Genomic DNA, 19928 nt, shown 5'->3' on the forward strand with positions numbered 1-19928 from the left:
GTCAGAGTCTTTTTCCCTGCAGATAATTTCGGCCCAAGATCTCCTCAAAAGGGACAACAAAAAAGGACTGCAGGAGACGATTTTTCTGACAGAGCCTTTCCGATGTGAGGGATGGCTAGGGAATAAATCCTTTCGGCACTCCGAACTTCAATGAATCTACGCTGATACCTGTCAACGAATGCAGAAAAGCAATCAGGTTTTGAATTTCCACCTCCGTGAGTTGGATCGGAACAACGTCGCTTTTATTGCGTTGACGCTCCATTTCATAGTCGTCCTCCCACACTATGAAATCGGTTTTTTGCAACCATGGCACCTCGGGCAAAGCAGCCATTTCAGGCCTCCAGTTGTCCAGGCTTGCCTGTGGGTTCAAGTGATGGCGAATGATGCTTTCAAGATCGGGGAAGGCTCCATTGTGACCGTAGGGCGCGGTCAGGGCAACGTTGCGCAACATAGGGGTGCGGAACCTATAGGCATCCTCCAGGCGGTTGCTTTCGCCCATGCGGCCTACATCCCGGACGAAAGGATCCCACTGCCGGGTGCGGCCCGGTCCAAAGGGCGGCAAACCTAAAGCATGGAACTTCTGATCTGACATGAGAGGTCCGGCGTGGCAGCTGGAGCAACGGGCTTTGCCGTAGAAAAGCTCCATCCCATCCAATTGGGCCAGCGAAAGGGCATTCGTGTCATCCTCGAGGTAGTGGTCAAACGGGCTGTCGGTGCTCCGCCACTCGATCGCCATGAAAGCGGCCAGAGCGTTGGCGACTTGCGTGATCGTGATGTCTTCGGTCGTCTCGACCTCGTCAAAGGCGGCGACGATGGCCGGACCATACCGTGGATCGGTGCGGACGCGTTTCGCCAGAATAGGCCAGCCTTTGTCTATCCGATCATGCACCGCGCCTGTGACCTCATTCTCGGCCACATTGCCTGCCATCTCGAATTGTGAGGTCAGGGGAAACAGAGCCTGTGCCGCCAGAAGGGAATTCAGGCCCTCGGGCAGCCACTCCTGCGCTGGGGAGTTGAAGCCGTTGCCATAGTCGTCTGAAATACTCAGCCTGCCGTCGTGAAAGACGGTGTGAATTTCCTTGGCCCCAAGGTTCCACAGGCCCGGAGAATTGCGTGGGATGCGTTTGCGTATTCTGTCTGCCCCGGTGCCGGGTGTGCGGTCCGGTCCCAACCCCTGCCCGCCTTCTCCTATGCCCAGTGACAACCCGTCAGAGGTGCCGAAATCCGGGTGGTGGCAATGGGCGCAGCTGATGTTCTGGTTGCCCGACAGGATCGGGTCGTAAAACAGTTGATGACCAACGGCGGCCTGTTCCATATCAAATGGGATAAAGTCATCATCGGTTAGCGGGCGCGGCAAATCCTGTGCCGCAGCGGCCCCAACCCAGAAGAGAGCAACCACCCCATGCGTCAGCTTGTTTTCGCCCTTTGCGTATTTGCGTCTCCGGCTCTGGCGGAACTGGAGCAAGCGCGCGACATGATGGAAGCCGGACAGTTTGAAGCCGCGCGCGAGGAGCTTCTTCCAGCCGCTCGCTCGGGCAACGCCGAGGCTGAGGAGTTGATCGGCGTGATGTACGGGCTGGGCCTTGGGGTTGAGCAGGACTACGAGCGGGCCTTTGAATGGTATTTGCGCGCCTCGATGAAGGGGCATCCGGGGGCTCAGTCGGGCGTTGGCTGGTACTATGAATTGGGTCTGGGCATGCCCGAGCCCGATCTGGTGCGCGCCTATATGTGGTACACGCTCAGCGCCATTGGCGGCGACCCCGATGCGGCGATCAGCCTTGAAGAAGTGGTCAAGAAAATGTCGCCAGAGCAGATCGAAAAGGCGCATGTGCTGGTCAACGACTACAAAGGGTGGATGTACCCGTTTCGGTGAGGGCCGAGCCGCAAAGCCCGGCCTATGTACTTAGTTCAAGTCCGCATCGCGTGAGGCGTTTACATCGGCCTCAGCGGCAGCAACCGCATCGGTCAGCGCGCCAAAGATTTCGTCCCCACGGGCAACGTTGGACTGGAACCAGTCATACACCGGAGTTGCGGCCTCTTTGAACGCTGCCTTCTGATCTGGCGTCAGGACATAGAGGTCTCCGCCACCAGCGACAAAATCCTCATAGGCCTGAATCGACTTGCGCTTGGGCGAGGCAAAGGTGGCCTGTTGCAGCGCATAGAAACCGTCGACAACGACGCGGCGCATATCCTCAGGCATCTCCTGGAACTTGGCGTTATTCATCCACCACAGCGCGCCCATATAGGCATGGCCGTCCAGCGTGACATATTGCAGACCCGCGTCGGGGAATTTCATGCCCATGATGTCAGTGATCCCGTTCTTGGAGCCCTCAACCACACCGGTCTGGAAGCTGGTGAACAGTTCCGGCCATGGGATCGGCGTCGGCGACGCGCCCAGCGCTTTGACCAGTTCCTGCGGCAGGTCGGCGACCACAGTGCGGATTTTCAGACCTTCCATATCGGCAGGCTCGGCAATGCGGCGCTGTGTATTCGCGAAGTTGCGCCAGCCGCCGGTGTTGCCAATGGTCATCAAGCGGATCGCGCCGCCCGAGTCCTCCAGCGCCATGTTGCGCATGGTGCGGGTGAAGTCGCCGGACAAAACATGCTCGGCAATGCGGTCATCGGCCATCAGGTAAGGCAGGTCCAGAACCTGCACGTAAGGAAAGATGCCCGAGGCCCCGCCCGAGGTGGAGATATAGATGTCGATCGTGCCATCGGCCACGCCTTGCAGGCATTCCGCGCCGTTCGAACACAGCTGCGTTCCGATGAACAGCTCGACCTCGATCGCGCCGTTCGAGGCGGCCTCGACATAGTTCTTGAAGACAATCAGACCATCATAGTCTTCGTCATTTTCGTTCGAGTTGGCAGTGGCGCGCAGCGTGTAGTCGGCGGCTGTGGCGGCCATAGCGGACGCGGCCACGAGCGATGTGGCCACCGCTGCGGTTTTGATGAAATCTCTGAGCATGCGTTTCCTCCCTATGGAACTCAGTTAGTTTGCAAATCCCGTTATCCTCGGGATCGTCATGGATAGTGCGGGGATATAGGTGATCAGGAAGATCACTATGATTTCAACGGCCAGGAACGGCAGGATCGCCTTGGCGATGGTTTCGACCCGCTCGCGCGACACGGCGGCGGCCACGAACAGCACCAAGCCCATTGGCGGTGTGGCGAGGCCGACGGTCAGGTTGACGCTCATGATGATCGCAAAGTGGATCGGGTCGACGCCGAGGCTGGTGAAGATGGGTCCAAGGATCGGGCCAAGGATGATGATTGCTGGGCCTGCGTCCAGAAACATGCCGACGATGAACAGCAGAAGGTTGATCAGGAACAACAGGATCAGCGGGTTTTCCGACAGGCTGAGGATCAGCGAGGCCAGCTGTTCCGGCGCATGGCTAAGACTGACCACCGTCTTGAACGCCATCGCCGCGCCGACCAGCAGAAGGACGACGGCGGAAGTCATGCCTGCGTTGCTGAGCACCTCGGGCACTTCTTTCCACGTCAGCGTGCGCAAGACAAAGAAGCCGATGATGAAGGCGTAGCCCACGGCGACGGCGGCGGCCTCGGTGGGTGTGAAGATGCCGCCCAGAATACCGCCCAGAATGATCACCGGGGTCATCAGCGGGAAAAAGGCTTTCAGGCTGGCCTGACGTCGCTCGGGCCATGTGTATTTGCGGCTGGCGACGGGGAAGTCATAGCGGTCGGCCATGAGTTTGATCATCAGCATAAGGCCCACACCCACCATCACGCCCGGCACGATGCCCGCTAGGAACAGCGCGGCGACGCTTTCACCCATGACGTAGGCGTAAATGATCATGATGCCCGAAGGTGGGATAATCGGTCCGATCACAGAACTCGCCGCTGTGATCGCGGCAGCGAATTTGCGGGTGTAGCCTTGTTTATCCATCGCCGGGATCAGCATCGACCCAAGCGCCGAAGTGTCCGCAACAGCGGACCCCGAGAGGCCTGCGAAGAGGATTGAACTCAGCACGTTCACATGCGCAAGACCGCCGCGCAGGTGGCCCATCAGGGCCTGGCTGAACTCGACCAAGCGGATGGTGATGCCGCCGCGGTTCATCAGCTCTCCGGCGAGCATGAAGAAGGGGATCGCCATCAGCGGGAAGCTGTCCATCCCGTTATAGACGTTCCGATAGAGCAACGTGATGTCGTTGGTTTGACCGTTGAGCCACAGCAGGATACCGGGCGCGGCCAAAAGGGCGAAAAAGACCGGCAAGCCGATCAGCAGGAAAATCAGGAAGGTGGGCAGGAACCAGATCAGCATTTATTCGGCCCCCACTGCCGCATCAGGAATTTCAGGCAACAGGTGGCCCCCGCCGAGCAGAGTGATAAAGGATCGCAGGATCAGCTCAATGTTCACCGAAATCAGAAGGATGATCCCCACCAGCAACGAGGCCATCATCCAACTGCGCGGGATGCGGTACCATTCGTCGAACCCGAGTGAGGTAGGAAGGTATAGCGCGGCGGTGGCGAATTTGCCTCCAAAGCCAGTGACCTCGGACCAGCCGATATTGACCGCGACCAGCAAGACGGCGAGCGAGATCAGCAGCAGGAACAGGTTCAGCGATTGGCCGATTACGCGCGGCAGAAAGCGCTCCAGCATATCGATGGCCACAAAGCCGCCTCGCCGGAACGCGGTGGGGGCCATAAGCCCGGTCATCCAGAGCATGCAAAACCGCGCGGCCTCATCCGGCCAGGGCAGAGCATTGCCCAGCACATACCGGAAGAAAACTTGGATTAGGATTGCGATCACCATGAGTGCAATCGCAACGACACCAACCGCGCGGCCCAGACGCAGCACGGTTTCGTTCACGAATGCAATCGGCGCAAGCACCGACGCCAGTCCGCTCATGCGGATCCTCCCTTGTTCAGCCGCGGGTATGTCCCGCGGTCGTCAAATCGCGCTTAGTGCTGCGCGAATTGGCCGAGTTTCCCGGCGTAAAAGGTCAGCGCGTCTCCATCCGCCATGCTGGCCTTAAGAACCTTTCCCACCACAATAACGTGATCGCCCGCATCGTGATACGCGTGTTGTTCACATTCGAACCGCGCCAAGCAGTCCGGCAGGATCGGCGTTCCGTTCTCACAGCGCTCATGCTCGATGTCGCGCAGCGCAAAGGCGTCTTTCGAGCAGCCAAAGCACAGCTCGGCCTGTTCCGAGGACAGTACATGCACGCTGAAGTGGCGAGCTTTGTGGAAATACGGGAAGCGGCGCGAGTTGCGGTCGCCCGCCCACATGATCAAGGGCGGGTCCAATGAAAGCGACGAAAAGCTGTTGGCTGTAATGCAGACCGGGCCATCGGCGCTGGCGCAGGTGACGATGGTGACACCGGTCGCAAAGCGCCCGAAGGCGTCGCGCAGAGTCCGGGTATCGTCCTTGTGCGGCACGAAGGTGTGGGTCATGTCCTTTGAGATTGCATTCATCATGGTACCTCATGCCCCAGCGCCGCCTCGTAAAGGCGGTACCAGCTTTCGCGATCCAGTTTGACTTTCAACGCGTCCGAAGCGCGTTTGATCCGATCCAGATTATTGGTGCCCAGAACCGGCAGGATGTTGGCCGGATGGGCTAGCAGGAAGGCCACGGCGACGGCGGCGCGATCCACGTCGAACTCGGCTGCGATTTCATCCGCGACAACGCCCACAGGCGGGTTTCCAGCCATCAACAACCCACCCCCCAGCGGCGACCACGCCATCACTGGATGACCATGCTGCTGGTGAAATGCCAGGTCACCATTGGTGAAGGGGCTGATCTCACCCAGAGACACCTCGATCTGGTTGGTGACCAGTTGGGTTTTCATCGCCGATTGTAGCAGGGACCAATCCCAAGGCCGGAAGTTCGACACGCCGACCGCGCCGACCTTGCCGCTCGCGACGGCCTCGTCCAGAGCCGCTCCGGTCTCATGGTGGTCCATCATGGGATCAGGGCGGTGAATCAGCAGCAGGTCGATATGGTCAATCGCCATTTCGGACAGGGACGTCTCCACCGATTTCATGATATGCGCGCGCGAGGTGTCATAGTATTTCACCTTGGCGTCTGCATAACGGCCACAGGGCGCGACGATGTCGCATTTGGTAACGATCTCCATTCGCAGGCGCAGACCGGGATTGGCGCGCAGGGCATTGCCCAGAACCGCCTCGGCCCCGTAGTCACCATAGATATCGGCCTGATCAAAGGTGGTGATACCCTGATCCAGACAGGCCTGAATCTTGGCTTCGACATGCGCCGCCGATGTGTCTGCATCGTCGCCCAAGCGCCACATGCCATAGACAAGGCGGCTCATTTCCAGCGAGTCAGATAGTTGCACACGTTGCATCAGCGACGAACTCCGTTGCCCAGCGGGGTCGCCGGGGTAGTTGCAGGCACGCGCCCATAAGCTTCGGGCAGCGAACAGGTTTTCAGGTTGGGCAGCACGCGGGCGCCGAAGTGTTTGGCTTCATCCATGTGCGGATAGCCCGAAAAGATGAAGGCGCGGATGCCCATCTTTTGGTATTCTTCAATCTTGCTCATAACCTGATCGGTCGACCCGACCAACGCTGCGCCACAGCCCGAACGCGCACGGCCAACGCCGGTCCAGAGACCGGGTTCGACATAACCATATTCATCGGCCAGATCACGGTTCTTGGCCTGATGCGCAACACCCAGCGAAGTCGAGTCCAGCGCCCGTTCCCGGATCGCACGGCCATATTCGTCATCCAGTTTCGAGACGATGTAATCCGCATATTCCTGCGCCTCGGCCTCGGTATCGCGAACGATCATGTGGACACGCAAACCGTAATCCAGCGTTCGGTTGTAGTTCTCGGCGACCGCATGAACGGCTTTCATCCGCTCGGCCAGTTGCTCCTTGGTTTCGGGCCACATCAGGTAGACGTCGCAATGCTCGCCGCACAAGTCCAGCGCAGAGGGGGAATAACCACCGAAATAGAGCAGCGGCCCGCCAATCTGGTATGGCTTGGCCGGGTCAGTGGTCAGGCCTGAGAAGTTATAGACCTCGCCTGCATGATTGATCTCGTCCTGTGTCCAGGCTTGCTTCAGGATCTCTACCACTTCGCGCGAGCGCTGATAGCGGAACGCGCTGTCGGCTTTCTCACCGGGAAAGTCGGAGGAGATGATGTTGACCGTCAACCGCCCCTTCAGCATGTGATCCAGCGTTGCAATGGTGCGGGCCAGCATGATCGGCTGCATCTCGCCACAGCGTACAGCGGCCAACAGGTTGATCCGGTCCGTGATTGGGGCGCAGCCCGCGACAAAGCTCAGCGTGTCCTGACCGACCTGATAGGAGGACGGGCATAGGATGTTGCGGAAGCCCTGCGCTTCGGCCTCTTTCACAATGCCGGAACAATGCTCCCAACTCGACCGCAGGTCGCCATCGGGTACGCCAAGGAACTGGTAATCATCGGAACACAAAGCGGCAAACCACGAAACTTCGGCCGCATCCAGATCGGGGGATGTGATGGGGACGATGCTCATTTGATTCACGCTCCGTACATCTTTGACTTTCCTCTTGCGTAGCAATCGCTTTGATGTAGATCAATAGTGTATCAATTTTTCCTGCGACCGAGTGAAGCGTCCTCTGTGCCTGCCTCCAACCGAAACCCAAATGCCCTGCCGGTATATATTCAGATCGCGGAACTTCTGATCCGCGACATCGCGGCTGGGCGCCTTATTGATGGTGAGCGTTTACCGCCCGAGCGTGAGATGGCGGCGGAGTTGAATGTCTCGGTTGGAACGCTCCGAAAATCGCTCTCTGAGCTAGGAAAAAAGGGGATGTTGGAGCGTATCCAGGGCTCAGGCAACTACATCCGCGAGACCGGCACACAAAATAGCGTCTATGCAATGTTCAGGCTGGAACTGCCCAAAGGGGGTGGCCTGCCGCGTGCGGATATCCTGTCAGTTGACCATCTGAAGAAGCCGACCAATCTGCCGAAATTCGGGGCTTCTGATGCCGGTTCGCGCGTCCGGCGCATGCGCTACCTGAATGACACAATCATTGCAGTCGAGGAAATTTGGCTAGACGAATCAGCGGGCCTGATCGACCAGAGCCTGCTGTCCGACTCACTCTATCGCTACTATCAGCGCCAATTGGGCTTTTGGATCGCAAGGGCCGAAGACAGAGTCTCGGTCCAACCACTACCGGACTGGACACCTCCTGACTTCACCAAACCAGCGGGCCAATCAGTAGGCTACATCGAGCGGTTCAGCTGGTCGGAAAACGCCGAACCCGTTGAATTCTCAAAAACTTGGTTCGACCCAGATCGGGCCAACTACGTACAACGTTTGAAGTAAAAGGAATCGCACATGACCCGGACCATCAATTACGGGCTGATTGGATGCGGCATGATGGGGCAAGAGCACCTGCACAACATCGGATTGCTGGAAAGCACCAATGTAGCAGCGATCTTTGAGCCCGATTCAGAGATGGCAAATACCGCCAAGGCAATTGCGCCAAATGCGGCCATGGTGGGTTCCATTCAAGAGCTTCTGGCGGTTGAAGAACTGGACTGCGTAGTCATTGTTAGCCCAAACCATCTTCATGTGGACCAGATTTGCGAAATCGCTGAAACACGTCCGCTTCCGTTTTTGGTGGAAAAGCCATTGTTCACCGACCCGCAAGACGTGGCTCGTCTCGAGCAGTTGCAGCGCGACTATCCCTGCCCGATTTGGGTTGCGATGGAATACCGGTACATGCCCCCTGTTGCAGCTCTGATCGAGAAGGCTCAGGTGACAGGTGGCATAAAAATGTTGTCGATCCGCGAGCATCGTTTTCCGTTCCTGGACAAGGTCGGCCATTGGAACCGCTTCAACCGCAACACTGGCGGCACTTTTGTCGAAAAATGCTGTCACTTCTTCGACCTCATGCGTTTGATATTGCAATCCGACCCGGTACGCATAACCGCAAGTGGTGGGCAGGCCGTGAACCATTTGGACGAGAGCTACGATGGTCAAACCCCAGATATTCTGGATCACGGCTACGTTCTCGTCGATTTTGCTTCGGGTGCGCGCGCGATGTTGGAACTGTGCATGTTTGCGGAAGGCTCTCGTTATCAGGAAGAAATATCAGCCGTCGGACCAAAAGCTAAAATCGAGGCTCTGGTTCCAGGACCGGTGCGCTTTTGGCAGGATCACTTGGGCGCCCCCCCGCCTCCGCGCTTAATCGTGAGTCCACGCAATCCCAAAGGCCCCGTATCAATGGACGTTCCAGTGGACCCGAACTTATTGGCGGCTGGGGATCATAATGGGTCGACCTACTATCAGCACAAAGGTTTCTTGGCCGTGCTTCGTGGCGAAAAAGCTAAGCCGGACGTAAGTTTGAACGACGGCCTCTGGGCGGTCAGAATGGGGCAAGCGGCGCAACGGGCGATAGACACGGGCGAAACGGTGTACATGGTCGATTGAACGGGTTCAAAAACACGGGCGCGTGTTGCCGCCCCTAAAAGGCCCCATATCGCTCGAGGTTGTGTCAGACATCGCCAATCGATTTGGCAAAGGGCCAATTCTAGCGACTGTGCAAGCCTACGTTTGCGCAGTCCTACTTGGATGCTCCGCTAGACTTTTTGTCTTGCCTTCCCTGCTGCGAACGGCCGCCTTTCATGGTCGAGTGAGTTGCTCTTGCGGATGCAGCTCAGATCCGCTTGCCCCGGACAAACCGAAACACCTTTCTTCTGGGTTGGCGTCCAAGCTCCAATAAAAACAGTGCCTAACATGATGACGATGTCGTGCAACTTGCGATACCGACGACGGACCTGCTCGATCATCCGATGGCCCTGCCGATAACACCCATGTACCGAGCCTCGGCATCGAGATTAAATGTGCAGCTCTTATCCAGAATGCGGGCGGGCTGGACGCATAGCCTGATCTTTGGTCATTAGAACTATTGTGTAGTCGGCTCCACAACTACAGCACCCTACACAGTAAATTCGATCGCATAGGTTCGTTGGGTTTCGTGTCTCTCATCACCCAGGATGCTTCTTTTAAAAAACGCTCCTCCTCGCACGATGTTGATGTGGCATTGTTGCAACCGGTTGCAGCAACGCGGACTTGGTGCATAATACTGACACCATGATATTGCCTAGCGCCCTCCCCGCCCAATTGCCTGCAAGGCACCTGCCATGAGCGTCACCCTCAAAGATGTTGCCGCGCTGGCGGGTGTGTCGCGATCAGCCGTTTCGCGCACTTTTACCGAAGGGGCTTCGGTTTCAGCCAAAACCCGCAGTAAGGTGGAAAAAGCCGCGAAAGAGCTGGGCTATAGCCCCAATGCGCTGGCCTCGTCGCTGACAACCGGGCGGACCAAGCTGATCGGGCTGATCTCGAACAACTTCCACAACCCGATCTTTTTGGAGGTGTTCGACCAGTTCACCCGCGCTCTGCAAGAACGAGGGCTGCGTCCTTTGATCGTGAACCTGACTGATGAGACCGAGCCTGCCAATTCCGTCCGGATGTTGCGGCAATACTCGGTCGATGCGGTCATTGTCGCCTCATCGACCTTGCCGCCGAGCTTTGCCAAGGCTTTCCACGATGCCGGGGTTCCGGTGGTGCATACATTTGGCCGCTCGGCCACCTCGCCCGAGGTGCATGTGGTCGGGATCGACAACGTGGAATGCGGGCGTATGGCTGCGCGAGAACTGGTGGCGCGTGAGTACACACGCGTCGGGTATCTTGGGGGGCCGAAGGATGCGACCTCGGCCATGGACCGGTATCGCGGGTTCATCGAGGAAACCGCGCAATATGCGAACCTCGAGGTATCCTATTCCTTCGCGCAGAACTACTCATTCGATGCTGGCAGGGCCGAGATGCTGCGGCTGTTGGGGGAAACCCCGGCCGAGGGGTATTTCTGCGGCGATGACATCCTGTCGATTGGCGCGCTGTCGGCCCTCAAGGATCATGGGCTGACGCCGGGGCGCGACATCGGCATCATCGGCCTGAACGATATGGAAATGTCCCGTTGGGAGAGTGTTGACCTGACCACCATTCACCAGCCGATCAAGCAGATCATCAACGCCTCGGTTGATCTGGTCGAGGAGATGTTGAAAGAGCCTCAGAGATACCCTGAGGCTCGTATTTTCCCTTGCCGGGTAATCGAGAGAGGCACGCTGCGCCCCCGACAGTGATTACCGGAACATTGGCGGACGCGCGTCTTTCCACGCGCCGTCCTCTTTGCCTGACGCGACGGCGGCATGAACGGCGGCGATCGAGCGCACACCGTCTGAAGCGCCGGGCAGACCGTCGCGGGCCTCACCTCGGATTGCATCGGCCAGATCGCAATAGATATTGGCCACGGCCAGCGGGAAGCCCTCGGGGTGGGCGATGGCCACGCGCGACAGTCGTTGCACTTCGTCATGCAGACCACCTTCGCCCTTTTCGATGATCTGGGTGCGCCCTCCGACTGGGGTGTAGATCAATTGGTTGGGCTGCTCGGACGCCCAGCGCAAACCGCCGGTTTCGCCAAACACTTGAATGTCGAACCCGTGTTGCCGCCCGATCGCCACGGACGATGTCCACAGGCGACCAACCGTGCCGCCTTCGGTGCGGAAATTGATCATCGCGTCATCCTCCAGCTCGCGGCTGGAAATGGTCGAGGCCATATCGGCGGACAGCGATTTCACCTGATCATCGCAGACAAAACTGGCCATATGCAGCGCATGAATGCCGCAGTCGGCGAATTGGCCCGAGACACCCGCCATCGCCGGATCATAGCGCCAGCGGACCCGAGGGTTATCGGCATCCGTCGCATCCCCGTGATGGCCATGGCTGAAATTGGTCACGACCAAACGCACCTTGCCGATATCCCCTGCCCGCACCATCGCGCGGGCCTGCCGGATCATCGGATAGGCCGAGTAGCAGTAGTTCACCGCACAGATCTTGCCCGAGGCCTCGGCCACGCGCACAATCTCTTCGCCTTCTTCGACCGTCATGGTCATGGGCTTTTCGCACAGGACGTTGAAGCCGGCCTCTAGAAACGCTTTGGCGATTTCAAAGTGGGTTGAGTTCGGCGTGGCAATCGTGACCAGATCAATCCGGTCGAAGCGGTCTTTTTCGCCCGCCAGCATGTCCTGCCAGCTGCCATAGGCCCGGTCGGCGCTAATGCCCAACCGCTGGGCATATTCGCGGCCGACCTCGGGCCGGTGATCCAGAGCGCCGGCCGCGAACTCGAACATCCCGTCCGCCTGCGCGCCCAACCGATGGGCAGGTCCGATCTGGCTGCCTTCACCGCCACCAATCATGCCCCATTTCAGCTTTGCCATGGTCTTTGTCTCTCTTCAATTTTACCGAACAAGAGCGATCAGAAATCGCTGATATCTTTCCACTGGCGCTGGTCCGACGAAGCCAGCGCAGCCGCCAGAACCCGGTTGACCTCATGCCCGTCGCGGAAGGTCGGCCAGATCGGTTTGCCGGTGTGAATGGCCTGCAGGAAATCCTTGGCCTCGATGATTATCTGGTCCTGATAGCCGGTTCCGTGGCCGGGACCCTGACAGAAGGGTTCATAATCCGGATGGGCGGGGCCGGTCAGGATTTTTGTGAACCCGCGCTGCCCTTCCGGCCCTTCGCGGCGATAGAGCCAGAGGGCGTTCTGATCCTCCTGATCGAACCGGATTGCGCCCTTGGTGCCCGAAATCTCATAGGCATAGCCCATCTTGCGGCCTGTTGCGACGCGGCTGAAATAGAGGTTGCCCATCACACCGTTTTCAAAGCGGCACATCATCTGGGCATGGTCGTCATTCGTAACCTCCCCGCCCGGGCGCGTGCGATGAACGGTTTCGACATCGGCCATAACCTGTGAAATTGGGCCGATCAGTGCCAACGCGCCGTTCACCATATGCGGGGCCAGATCTCCGATCGTGCCGTTGGCCATGCCGGTCGTGCGCCACGTGGCGGGGGCGTCGGGGTCAGCATAGAAATCCTCGGTATGTTCACCGCGAAACCAGGTGATGTCGCCGATGTCACCGTCTGCAATAAGTTTGCGTGCATACTGGCTGGCAGGGGTGCGGATATAGTTGAAACCCACCATGTTGACGACGCCGGCATCCTCGGCCGCGCGCGTCATCGCCTGGCTGTCCTCCAGCGACGCGCCCAGAGGTTTCTCACAGAGGACCGGCTTGCCCAAGGCCAAGGCTGCCTCGGCGATCTGGCGATGCGTTTCCTGAGGCGAGGCGATCACGATCGCGTCGACCTTCGGATCCTCAACCAAAGCGCGCCAATCGTCGGTCGCGCGCTGGAATCCATAGGCCGCACGGTATCGTTCGGCACTTTCAGGGGACGAGGCGCAAATCACCTCGAGCTGCGGACGCAGAGCAGTGTTGAACACGGCGCCCACGGCGGACATGGCAACAGAATGCGCCTTGCCCATATAGCCGCCACCAACAATTCCAATTCCGATTTCAGGCATCTGTCGCGGCTCCGAACATACTATTTGCAACCGGTTGCAAAATCAGTATCGTGTGAATCGATTCAACGCAAGGTCCAAACTTTGCCAACGACATTACGCCGGAGGAACATCACGTGAGCGCTTTGATCGAGGGCATCAAAGGAAATCGGTTTGCGGTTTTCGGCCGTGCCGGAATGGATATGTTTGCCGATCCAATCGGCGTCAAAAGCGAGGATGCCGACACGTTCCATGCCGATCTGGGCGGGTCCTCGGCCAATATTTGCGCGGGTCTGGTCAAGCTCGGCAGTCAGGCATCATTGGTTACCTCGGTATCGGACGATGCAGTTGGTCGATTCTGTCTGAACCGCCTGCGTCACTACGGTGTCGACACCTCTTACATCCGCGTTGTCGGCGGTGAGTTCCGCATATCCCTGGCGATCTATGAAAGCCGGATCGAGAATTTTCAGAACGTCATCTACCGCAATGGGGCGGTCGATTTCCAAGTCACCGAAGAGGACATGGACCGGATTGACTATGCGGTATTCTCAGCCGTGATATCCGCCGGAACTGTCTTTGCAGCGGAACCATCACGCAGCGCCACGTTTCGGGCTTTTGACAACGCCCGCGCCGCAGGGTTGCCAATAATTTTCGATATCGATTATCGCCCTTATAGCTGGCCATCGCCCGAAGTGGCGGCCGACGTCTTGTCCCGGGCCGGAGAGGCCAGCGACCTGATTGTCGGCAATGACGAGGAATTCGGCTTCATGGCCGGCGGTATCGAAAAAGGGTTCGCAAAGGCCAAAGAACTTGCCGAAAAGCCGAGCCGCATCGTCATATACAAGATGGGTGAAAAAGGTGCCGTTACGATGATGGACGGCCATGAGATTCACACGGGCATCTACCCAGTTACCGCAGTCAAACCTAACGGAGCAGGGGATAGCTTTATGGCAGGTTTGCTGGCCTCAGTCGCCGCAGGCTATTCGCTAGAAGAAGCCGTCATGCGCGGATCGGCTTGCGCCTCCATCGTGGTTTCGAAACCCGGATGCGCCCCCGCCATGCCCACAACACCCGAGCTGGATGCGTTTCTGGCCGACCACCCCGGCCCGACCAAATAGGAGGCCCCCATGCATATCGCGCCCCATGACAACCAGAACAAAGCTATTGTCGATGTCGACGACCCGCTGGTTCCGCTGAACTATTTCAACATCGTCAAACTCAAGCGAGGCGAGGCGTTCGAATACCAGGTGCCGGGCTATGAAACCTGCATCGCCCCCGCCACCGGCTCCGTGGATGTAGACGTCGAAGGCGTGCAATTCGCCAAACTGGGTAACCGGGGCGAGGACGTGTGGGATGGTGAGCCAGAGGGCGTCTATGTCCCGGTTGGCGCCAAAACGCAGCTGGTCTGCGTGTCGGACGCGGCCGAGGTTTTCATCGCTGGGGCCAAGTATGACAAGGTTCTGGACCCGTTCGATGTGCGCGAACACGACCTTGTGCAGTACGGCAGCGACGACACCAAAACGCATCGCAAGATCAAACATATCCTAGGTCAAAAACAACAGGATAAGGTCGGCCGCCTTTTGGTGAGTGAGCTGTTCACGGTTGGTCAGGGTGGCTGGTCGGGCTTCCCGAGCCACAAACACGACACCAACAGCCTGCCGGATGAGACGCGCCACGACGAGACCTATAACTTCCGCTTCAAACCCAATTGGGGCTCGGGCCTGCAGATGTTGCAGCGCGAAGACAATGAACCGGGCGATGCCTATCACATCGTCGACGGCTCAACCGTTTGTATCGACAAGGGTTATCATCCCTGCTGCGTGTTGCCGGGATATGAGATGTATTACTTTACCATCCTCGGCGGGCTGACGCAGCGCTCGCTGGTGCAGTATTTCCAACCCACCCATGCCTATCAGGTCGAGACGATTCCGGGCATCAAAGACATGATCGCGAAGTTCAAATGACCCTCGTCACCCTGAAAGACGTCCTGCAACCGGCTTATGAACAGGGCTATGCCGTCGGTGGTCTGGTTACCCTCGGCTGGGAGGATATGCGCGCCTATGTAGCCGCGGCTGAGGCCGAAAACGCGCCGGTCATCCTGCAAGCCGGTCCTAGCTGTCGCGAGCATACGCCGCTGCCGATCCTTGGCAAAATGTTCCGCCATCTGGCCGAGGGGACCTCGGTCCCCGTGGTGGCGCATTTGGACCATGGTTACACGTATGAGGACTGCAAGATCGCGTTGGACAGCGGATTTACGTCGCTGATGTTCGACGGGTCGCGCAAGCCACTGCAGCAGAATATCGACGAGACCGCCGCCATTGCTGAAATGGCCCACGCGGCCGGGATTTCCTGTGAAGGAGAGATCGGGTTCGTGGGCTATTCCGGCGGCGAAAGCTCGAACGGAACTGACCCCGAGGAGGCCGCGCAATTTGCTCGTGAAACAGGCGTGGATGCGATGGCGATCTCGGTCGGGAATGTCCACCTGCAGCAGAACAAGGAAGGCGGTCTTGACGAAGACCGCATCGCCCGGATCGACGCGCTGACCGAGGTTCCGCTGGTGATCCACGGAGGCTCGGGCGTGCCAGTCGAGCAGCGCACGCGCTTGGCCCAAGGCACCTCGATCTGCAAATTCAACATCGGGACCGAACTGCGCATGGCCTTTGGTAACGCCCTACGCGACGCTGTGAACAGCGACCCCGAACGGTTCGACCGCGTGACCATACTTAAAGAGACCCAAGACCCGGTCGAGGCCGCCGCCCGCACCGTGATCCGCGCCTTTGGCGCGCCGCCTCAGAGATAGCGAGATCGGGATGTAAATGGCTATGTAGTTTAACCCTGCGACTAGATAGATTGTCTTTCTCAGGCAACGTTTGTGTATCTGGGGGAAAAGCGGTCCTTCGGTCAGCGAGCGGCGAAAGAGGAAAAAAGAGCCCAGAGAGATCGATGCTGCGCTGCGCACCAATGTCTGCTTCAATGGTTCTTGGTTCTGCGCTATGAACGTAAGCACTTCGAGCAAACCCGACCGATGGCAACAATTTTGGCGACTCAAAATCCGATCATACGCCCCGCGCAGGCGGCGGACGCCAATGCATTGGCGACCTGTATCGACGCGGCCTATGAAAAATACGCCGAGCGCATCTCCGATCTGCCTGCTGTTTCCGATGGATGCGCGCAAGACATTGCCGACAATCAGGTTTGGGTCGTCGTGCAAAGAAACGAGATCATAGCTGGTCTCGTTCTTGTCGCCGGTGATGGTTTCATAAAACTTGCGAACCTTGCGGTTCATCCCGACCATGTCGGTAAGGGTCTGGGACGTAAACTGATCGAACTTTCAGAGCGCGAAGCAAAACGGCTAAGATTCAGTGAAATGCGTCTGAATACCCACGTCGACATGCCCGAGAATGTTCGACTTTACCAGCACTTGGGGTGGGCTGAGGTTAGTCGAAGTGGCAACACAGTCTCGATGCGAAAACACGTGGCCAGTGACTGACTAGAGCGTGCTTGCCCTGATGGTTGCCGCAATGGCCGTAGCTGCGCTGGAAACAAGAAGCGGTCGTTCACACGGAGTTCTTGATTGGCAGTTTTATCCGCCTCTCGTCATCCGATGGATTCGTTTTGAATGGCAGCCTTCTGCGAAGCTGCGCTCAGGTGCCGAACTATCGGCCAAAAAAGGTCAAGCCGGTGCTTCATTGATATTTCCAGCGACTGGAAAACAATTGCTTGGCCCATGCCGGACGATCAAACTAAGCCTAGATCGAGCCACCCTCGACCATGAAATTCCCGGCGCTGCACATGGCGGCGTCGTCCGAGGCCAGAAACACCACCATCCGCGCCACGTAGACCGGGTCGATCGGGTCGGGCAGGCATTGGCGGTCGACCTGTTTTGCCAGTGCCTCGGGCGTGACCCACAGGTCTTTCTGGCGCTGGGTCATGATCCAACCGGGGACAACAGTGTTCACGCGGATCCGGTGATCTCCCAGCTCGCGCGCCATGGTTCGGGTCAGGCCATGCACAGCGGATTTGGCGGTGGCATAAGCGGGGAAACCTGCGCCGGCCTCCCACCAGGAATTCGACCCCAGATTGACGATGGAGCCTCCGCCCCGTTCGATCATTGCAGGGGCAACCGCCTGAATGGCAAAGAACATATGGCGGATATTGGTCGCCATGCGTTCATCCCAATAGTCCGGGGTGACCTCACGCCAGTCATGTCGGTCATCTTGCGCCGCGTTGTTGACCAGAACATGCGCCGCGCCCAATTCCTCGGTCAGTTGCTCCAGCGCATCGCGCAGCGCATCGATATCGCGCAGATCGCATTGGGCAAAGGCATGCTCGCCTTCGAGTTTCGCCAACAGTTCGTGCCCTGCATCCGCGTTGAGGTCCAGAAACCCGACCTTGGCCCCCTGCGCAGCAAAGGCCCGAACCGTTTCCGCTCCGATCCCGCCAGCCCCGCCGGTGATGAAAACGGTCTTGCCGTTCAGGCTGGGATAGGTGGCAAAGTCCGGGGTCATCCGTCACGCTCCATGATCCATTCGACCTCGGGGGCCGCGACAAAGCGCCATTTCCGCAAAGGTCCTGCCATGACGTTCAGATAGTACATCTCAAACCCATAGGGTGCTCCGCAAGGGTGGTGTCCGCGCGGAACGGTCACAACGTCGCCGTCCGAGACCGCCATCGTTTCATCCAGCTGGCCATCATCGGTATAGACGCGCTGAATCCCGAACCCGTTGGCCGGGTTGAGGCGGTGGTAATAGGTTTCCTCAAGATAGGTAATGCGCGGGAAGTCATCCTCATCATGGCGGTGGCTAGGGTATGAAGACCAATGACCGTTCGGGGTGAACACCTCGGTCACCAGCAGGCTATCGGCGTAGTCTTCATTCTCCATCGCGATATTGTTGATATGGCGCGTGTTCACGCCCTTGCCGCGTTCGGTCAGAGTGATGCCATCCGGCCCAATCCGCCGGGCCTGATGTCCGCCTTTGCCGGGGGCCGAGCAGACGGCGATGACGCAATCGGTTTCGGCCACGGCCTCCCATTCGGTGCCGTTGGGCAGGTAGAGGCAATGAGGCGGTAATTTCTCGAACACATTCATCCGGTCGCCCAGAACGCCCCAATCCTGCCCGGCGCCGGAGATCTGCGCCTTGCCTTCGACCATGACCAGAATGACCTCACGATCTCCAGTGACCTCGGTCGCCTTGTCGCCCGCGCGCAGGTGGTAGAGGCCGAACCCGACATAACGCCACCCGGCGCTGGCCGGAGTGATGTCGTGGACCTTGCCACGGGTGCCGAATGGTTTCTTGAGCAAATCTGCCATGTTGGTCTCCGGTAATGGGCGGCCTTTCAGACCGCCCGGTTCTTATTGCAGGCGGATTGCCGTGTGGTCAGCGCCGAAAGCGCATTCGATAGCTGCGCCTCGGACCACCCCTCGGCCACAGCGCGGCGCAGGATGTCTGCCTGACTGTCCGGCGCATTCCCCCCGACCGGAGGGTCCGTGTCGAGATTGGTTGGAAAGGGATAGCCCTCGGCAGTTGCAGCGATCGCGGCCTCTAGCTGTGTAGCGGTCAGATCGCCCCGTTGTTTCAAGGCGATGAGCGACGGAAACACCGCCTCGGACATCGCGCGGCGATCCACGGCCTCCATCGCCCGACCAAAGGCCGTGGACACCTGAAGCAGGTTTGCCATGCGATGAATGTCTGCACTGCGGTTTTCCCCGGCCGCATGGAACAGCGCAGGGTTGAAGAACACGGCATCCCCTTTTTGCAAAGGCAGCTGTACGTAGTTCTCTTCGAAATGCGCGCGGTGATCCGTGTCGTGGAAGGCAAGATATCCGGGCGCATAAAGCTGCGAGAACGGAAGCAGCTTGGTTGGGCCGGACTCTACCGGCATATCGCAATGCGCGACAGCGCCCTGCAATGTCAGAGCTGCCGTTAGAAAATGCGCGTGCGCGGGATAGCGTGCTGCGCTGTCTGCCGTTTGAAACCCAAGATGATAGTCACGATGCGCTTGCTGTGCCTGCCCGCCGGGGCGCACCTGGTTGATCTGCGCCGTGACCTGATAGTTCGGGCCAAGCCAAGCCTCACACGCGGCGGCAATCGAGGTGTTTCCGAAATAGAGCGCGAAGCCTTCGGGATCGCGCAGGCACTGTTTCTGCAACGCGTTCCAGATCCGGTCATTGGCCCCAGAGGCCGCAAAGTGGTCGCCCTCACCCCCACCGCCCTGACGTTCGTCGTTGATGATCTGGCGGAATACATCTGTGGCCCGGTCAATCACACTTGTATCCGGATACGCCCGTTTCAGGGCGATGACGCCTGCGGATTTGGCAAGTACCCAAGCCCATTCGGCCAGCAAGGCCTGCCGATTGTCTGCTTGCTCTAGTAGCGGACGCAAAGCCTGCATGTCATAGACGGGCACATTGTTTTCCACAGACGCAGCAAACGGCACCGCGTCCGCCGAAAGGGCCTGTGAGGTCAACACCTTGAATTCATCCAGATCACAGGATTCCCGGTCAAAATAGCCGACATATCCGAGTTCTTGATTTACCATGACTTTCTCCTTTCTCAT

At 58.5% G+C, this 19928-nt stretch carries 21 protein-coding genes; 8 read left to right on the forward strand and 13 right to left on the reverse strand.

Annotated features, from left to right (window positions below; genetic code table 11):
* Positions 1–115: 115 nt before the first annotated feature.
* Positions 116–1399, reverse strand: a complete 1284-nt coding sequence (locus ACR0I8_RS14355; RefSeq protein WP_480703307.1) for a cytochrome-c peroxidase — start codon at positions 1397–1399, stop codon at positions 116–118.
* A gap of 3 nt (positions 1400–1402) precedes the next feature.
* Here ACR0I8_RS14355 and ACR0I8_RS14360 point away from each other — a divergent pair, with 3 nt between their 5' ends.
* A complete protein-coding gene (locus tag ACR0I8_RS14360) occupies positions 1403–1873 on the forward strand; it encodes a tetratricopeptide repeat protein (RefSeq protein WP_170691353.1) in 471 nt (156 codons plus the stop codon).
* Positions 1874–1903: 30 nt separating this feature from the next.
* On the opposite strand, the gene ACR0I8_RS14365 is transcribed toward ACR0I8_RS14360, so the two are convergent.
* The 6 genes from ACR0I8_RS14365 to ACR0I8_RS14390 are packed head-to-tail and all read right to left on the reverse strand — an operon-like array spanning position 1904 to position 7480.
* A complete protein-coding gene (locus ACR0I8_RS14365) occupies positions 1904–2965 on the reverse strand; it encodes a TRAP transporter substrate-binding protein (RefSeq protein WP_170691355.1) in 1062 nt (353 codons plus the stop codon).
* Positions 2966–2989: 24 nt separating this feature from the next.
* Entirely contained in the window at positions 2990–4279 is a 1290-nt protein-coding gene (locus tag ACR0I8_RS14370; RefSeq protein WP_170691357.1) for a TRAP transporter large permease, read from the reverse strand.
* On the reverse strand, positions 4280–4867 hold the full coding sequence (locus tag ACR0I8_RS14375) for a TRAP transporter small permease subunit (protein ID WP_170691358.1): 588 nt from the start codon (positions 4865–4867) through the stop codon (positions 4280–4282).
* Positions 4868–4920: 53 nt separating this feature from the next.
* Entirely contained in the window at positions 4921–5436 is a 516-nt protein-coding gene (locus tag ACR0I8_RS14380; RefSeq protein WP_170691360.1) for a flavin reductase family protein, read from the reverse strand.
* Positions 5436–6326: an aldo/keto reductase gene (locus ACR0I8_RS14385; protein ID WP_170691362.1), complete on the reverse strand. Its 891-nt coding sequence runs from the start codon at positions 6324–6326 to the stop codon at positions 5436–5438. Before ACR0I8_RS14385 ends, ACR0I8_RS14380 begins: the two co-directional genes overlap by 1 nt.
* On the reverse strand, positions 6326–7480 hold the full coding sequence (locus ACR0I8_RS14390) for an LLM class flavin-dependent oxidoreductase (protein WP_170691363.1): 1155 nt from the start codon (positions 7478–7480) through the stop codon (positions 6326–6328). Before ACR0I8_RS14390 ends, ACR0I8_RS14385 begins: the two co-directional genes overlap by 1 nt.
* Positions 7481–7585: 105 nt before the next feature.
* Here ACR0I8_RS14390 and ACR0I8_RS14395 point away from each other — a divergent pair, with 105 nt between their 5' ends.
* Positions 7586–8296, forward strand: coding sequence for a GntR family transcriptional regulator (locus ACR0I8_RS14395; RefSeq protein ID WP_170691365.1), 711 nt, complete (start codon positions 7586–7588; stop codon positions 8294–8296).
* Between the two features lie 12 nt (positions 8297–8308).
* Complete coding sequence (locus ACR0I8_RS14400; RefSeq protein WP_170691366.1) at positions 8309–9406, forward strand: Gfo/Idh/MocA family protein; 1098 nt, start codon at positions 8309–8311, stop codon at positions 9404–9406.
* Between the two features lie 149 nt (positions 9407–9555).
* On the opposite strand, the gene ACR0I8_RS14405 is transcribed toward ACR0I8_RS14400, so the two are convergent.
* Complete coding sequence (locus ACR0I8_RS14405; RefSeq protein ID WP_170691368.1) at positions 9556–9765, reverse strand: hypothetical protein; 210 nt, start codon at positions 9763–9765, stop codon at positions 9556–9558.
* Positions 9766–10119: 354 nt separating this feature from the next.
* Between ACR0I8_RS14405 and ACR0I8_RS14410 the strand changes: the two genes are divergently transcribed.
* The gene (locus ACR0I8_RS14410) at positions 10120–11118 is read left to right on the forward strand and encodes a LacI family DNA-binding transcriptional regulator (RefSeq protein ID WP_170691370.1); all 999 of its coding nucleotides are present in this window, start codon (positions 10120–10122) and stop codon (positions 11116–11118) included.
* Here ACR0I8_RS14410 and ACR0I8_RS14415 read toward each other — a convergent pair whose 3' ends face one another.
* Both ACR0I8_RS14415 and ACR0I8_RS14420 read right to left on the reverse strand, forming a co-directional pair.
* Positions 11119–12252 (reverse strand): Gfo/Idh/MocA family protein, encoded by a 1134-nt coding sequence (locus ACR0I8_RS14415; protein WP_170691371.1) that lies wholly within the window; start codon positions 12250–12252, stop codon positions 11119–11121.
* A gap of 38 nt (positions 12253–12290) precedes the next feature.
* The gene (locus ACR0I8_RS14420) at positions 12291–13394 is read right to left on the reverse strand and encodes a Gfo/Idh/MocA family protein (RefSeq protein ID WP_170691373.1); all 1104 of its coding nucleotides are present in this window, start codon (positions 13392–13394) and stop codon (positions 12291–12293) included.
* Between the two features lie 113 nt (positions 13395–13507).
* Here ACR0I8_RS14420 and iolC point away from each other — a divergent pair, with 113 nt between their 5' ends.
* From iolC to ACR0I8_RS14440, 4 genes are all read left to right on the forward strand, one after another.
* The gene (gene iolC, locus ACR0I8_RS14425; RefSeq protein ID WP_170691375.1) at positions 13508–14488 is read left to right on the forward strand and encodes a 5-dehydro-2-deoxygluconokinase; all 981 of its coding nucleotides are present in this window, start codon (positions 13508–13510) and stop codon (positions 14486–14488) included.
* Positions 14489–14497: 9 nt separating this feature from the next.
* Positions 14498–15334 carry a 5-deoxy-glucuronate isomerase gene (locus tag ACR0I8_RS14430; RefSeq protein ID WP_170691377.1) on the forward strand — a complete coding sequence of 279 codons (837 nt, stop codon included), beginning with the start codon at positions 14498–14500 and terminating at the stop codon, positions 15332–15334.
* Positions 15331–16170 (forward strand): class II fructose-bisphosphate aldolase, encoded by an 840-nt coding sequence (locus tag ACR0I8_RS14435; RefSeq protein ID WP_170691379.1) that lies wholly within the window; start codon positions 15331–15333, stop codon positions 16168–16170. The genes ACR0I8_RS14430 and ACR0I8_RS14435 overlap by 4 nt, the downstream gene beginning before the upstream one ends.
* Positions 16171–16395: 225 nt before the next feature.
* Positions 16396–16860: a GNAT family N-acetyltransferase gene (locus ACR0I8_RS14440; protein ID WP_170378771.1), complete on the forward strand. Its 465-nt coding sequence runs from the start codon at positions 16396–16398 to the stop codon at positions 16858–16860.
* A gap of 259 nt (positions 16861–17119) precedes the next feature.
* On the opposite strand, the gene ACR0I8_RS14445 is transcribed toward ACR0I8_RS14440, so the two are convergent.
* Genes ACR0I8_RS14445 through ACR0I8_RS14455 form a run of 3 tightly spaced genes read right to left on the reverse strand, consistent with a single transcriptional unit; the run spans position 17120 to position 19910 of the window.
* Positions 17120–17878 carry an SDR family oxidoreductase gene (locus tag ACR0I8_RS14445; protein ID WP_170691380.1) on the reverse strand — a complete coding sequence of 253 codons (759 nt, stop codon included), beginning with the start codon at positions 17876–17878 and terminating at the stop codon, positions 17120–17122.
* Positions 17875–18681, reverse strand: a complete 807-nt coding sequence (iolB, locus tag ACR0I8_RS14450; RefSeq protein ID WP_170691382.1) for a 5-deoxy-glucuronate isomerase — start codon at positions 18679–18681, stop codon at positions 17875–17877. The genes ACR0I8_RS14445 and iolB overlap by 4 nt, the downstream gene beginning before the upstream one ends.
* Before the next feature lie 26 nt (positions 18682–18707).
* Positions 18708–19910 carry a phytanoyl-CoA dioxygenase family protein gene (locus tag ACR0I8_RS14455; protein WP_170378777.1) on the reverse strand — a complete coding sequence of 401 codons (1203 nt, stop codon included), beginning with the start codon at positions 19908–19910 and terminating at the stop codon, positions 18708–18710.
* Between the last annotated feature and the right edge of the window lie 18 nt (positions 19911–19928).

Source organism: Ruegeria sp. BG9, from assembly GCF_056538305.1.

What these genes read in the sequence shown, in the direction of transcription:
- ACR0I8_RS14360 (WP_170691353.1), top strand. Translation starts at nt 1,403, where the DNA reads ATGCGTCAGCTTGTTTTCGCCCTTTGCGTATTTGCGTCTCCGGCTCTG.
- ACR0I8_RS14365 (WP_170691355.1), bottom strand. Translation starts at nt 2,965, where the DNA reads ATGCTCAGAGATTTCATCAAAACCGCAGCGGTGGCCACATCGCTCGTG.
- ACR0I8_RS14370 (WP_170691357.1), bottom strand. Translation starts at nt 4,279, where the DNA reads ATGCTGATCTGGTTCCTGCCCACCTTCCTGATTTTCCTGCTGATCGGC.
- ACR0I8_RS14375 (WP_170691358.1), bottom strand. Translation starts at nt 4,867, where the DNA reads ATGAGCGGACTGGCGTCGGTGCTTGCGCCGATTGCATTCGTGAACGAA.
- ACR0I8_RS14380 (WP_170691360.1), bottom strand. Translation starts at nt 5,436, where the DNA reads ATGAATGCAATCTCAAAGGACATGACCCACACCTTCGTGCCGCACAAG.
- ACR0I8_RS14385 (WP_170691362.1), bottom strand. Translation starts at nt 6,326, where the DNA reads ATGCAACGTGTGCAACTATCTGACTCGCTGGAAATGAGCCGCCTTGTC.
- ACR0I8_RS14390 (WP_170691363.1), bottom strand. Translation starts at nt 7,480, where the DNA reads ATGAGCATCGTCCCCATCACATCCCCCGATCTGGATGCGGCCGAAGTT.
- ACR0I8_RS14400 (WP_170691366.1), top strand. Translation starts at nt 8,309, where the DNA reads ATGACCCGGACCATCAATTACGGGCTGATTGGATGCGGCATGATGGGG.
- ACR0I8_RS14405 (WP_170691368.1), bottom strand. Translation starts at nt 9,765, where the DNA reads ATGATCGAGCAGGTCCGTCGTCGGTATCGCAAGTTGCACGACATCGTC.
- ACR0I8_RS14410 (WP_170691370.1), top strand. Translation starts at nt 10,120, where the DNA reads ATGAGCGTCACCCTCAAAGATGTTGCCGCGCTGGCGGGTGTGTCGCGA.
- ACR0I8_RS14415 (WP_170691371.1), bottom strand. Translation starts at nt 12,252, where the DNA reads ATGGCAAAGCTGAAATGGGGCATGATTGGTGGCGGTGAAGGCAGCCAG.
- ACR0I8_RS14420 (WP_170691373.1), bottom strand. Translation starts at nt 13,394, where the DNA reads ATGCCTGAAATCGGAATTGGAATTGTTGGTGGCGGCTATATGGGCAAG.
- ACR0I8_RS14430 (WP_170691377.1), top strand. Translation starts at nt 14,498, where the DNA reads ATGCATATCGCGCCCCATGACAACCAGAACAAAGCTATTGTCGATGTC.
- ACR0I8_RS14435 (WP_170691379.1), top strand. Translation starts at nt 15,331, where the DNA reads ATGACCCTCGTCACCCTGAAAGACGTCCTGCAACCGGCTTATGAACAG.
- ACR0I8_RS14440 (WP_170378771.1), top strand. Translation starts at nt 16,396, where the DNA reads ATGGCAACAATTTTGGCGACTCAAAATCCGATCATACGCCCCGCGCAG.
- ACR0I8_RS14445 (WP_170691380.1), bottom strand. Translation starts at nt 17,878, where the DNA reads ATGACCCCGGACTTTGCCACCTATCCCAGCCTGAACGGCAAGACCGTT.
- iolB (WP_170691382.1), bottom strand. Translation starts at nt 18,681, where the DNA reads ATGGCAGATTTGCTCAAGAAACCATTCGGCACCCGTGGCAAGGTCCAC.
- ACR0I8_RS14455 (WP_170378777.1), bottom strand. Translation starts at nt 19,910, where the DNA reads ATGGTAAATCAAGAACTCGGATATGTCGGCTATTTTGACCGGGAATCC.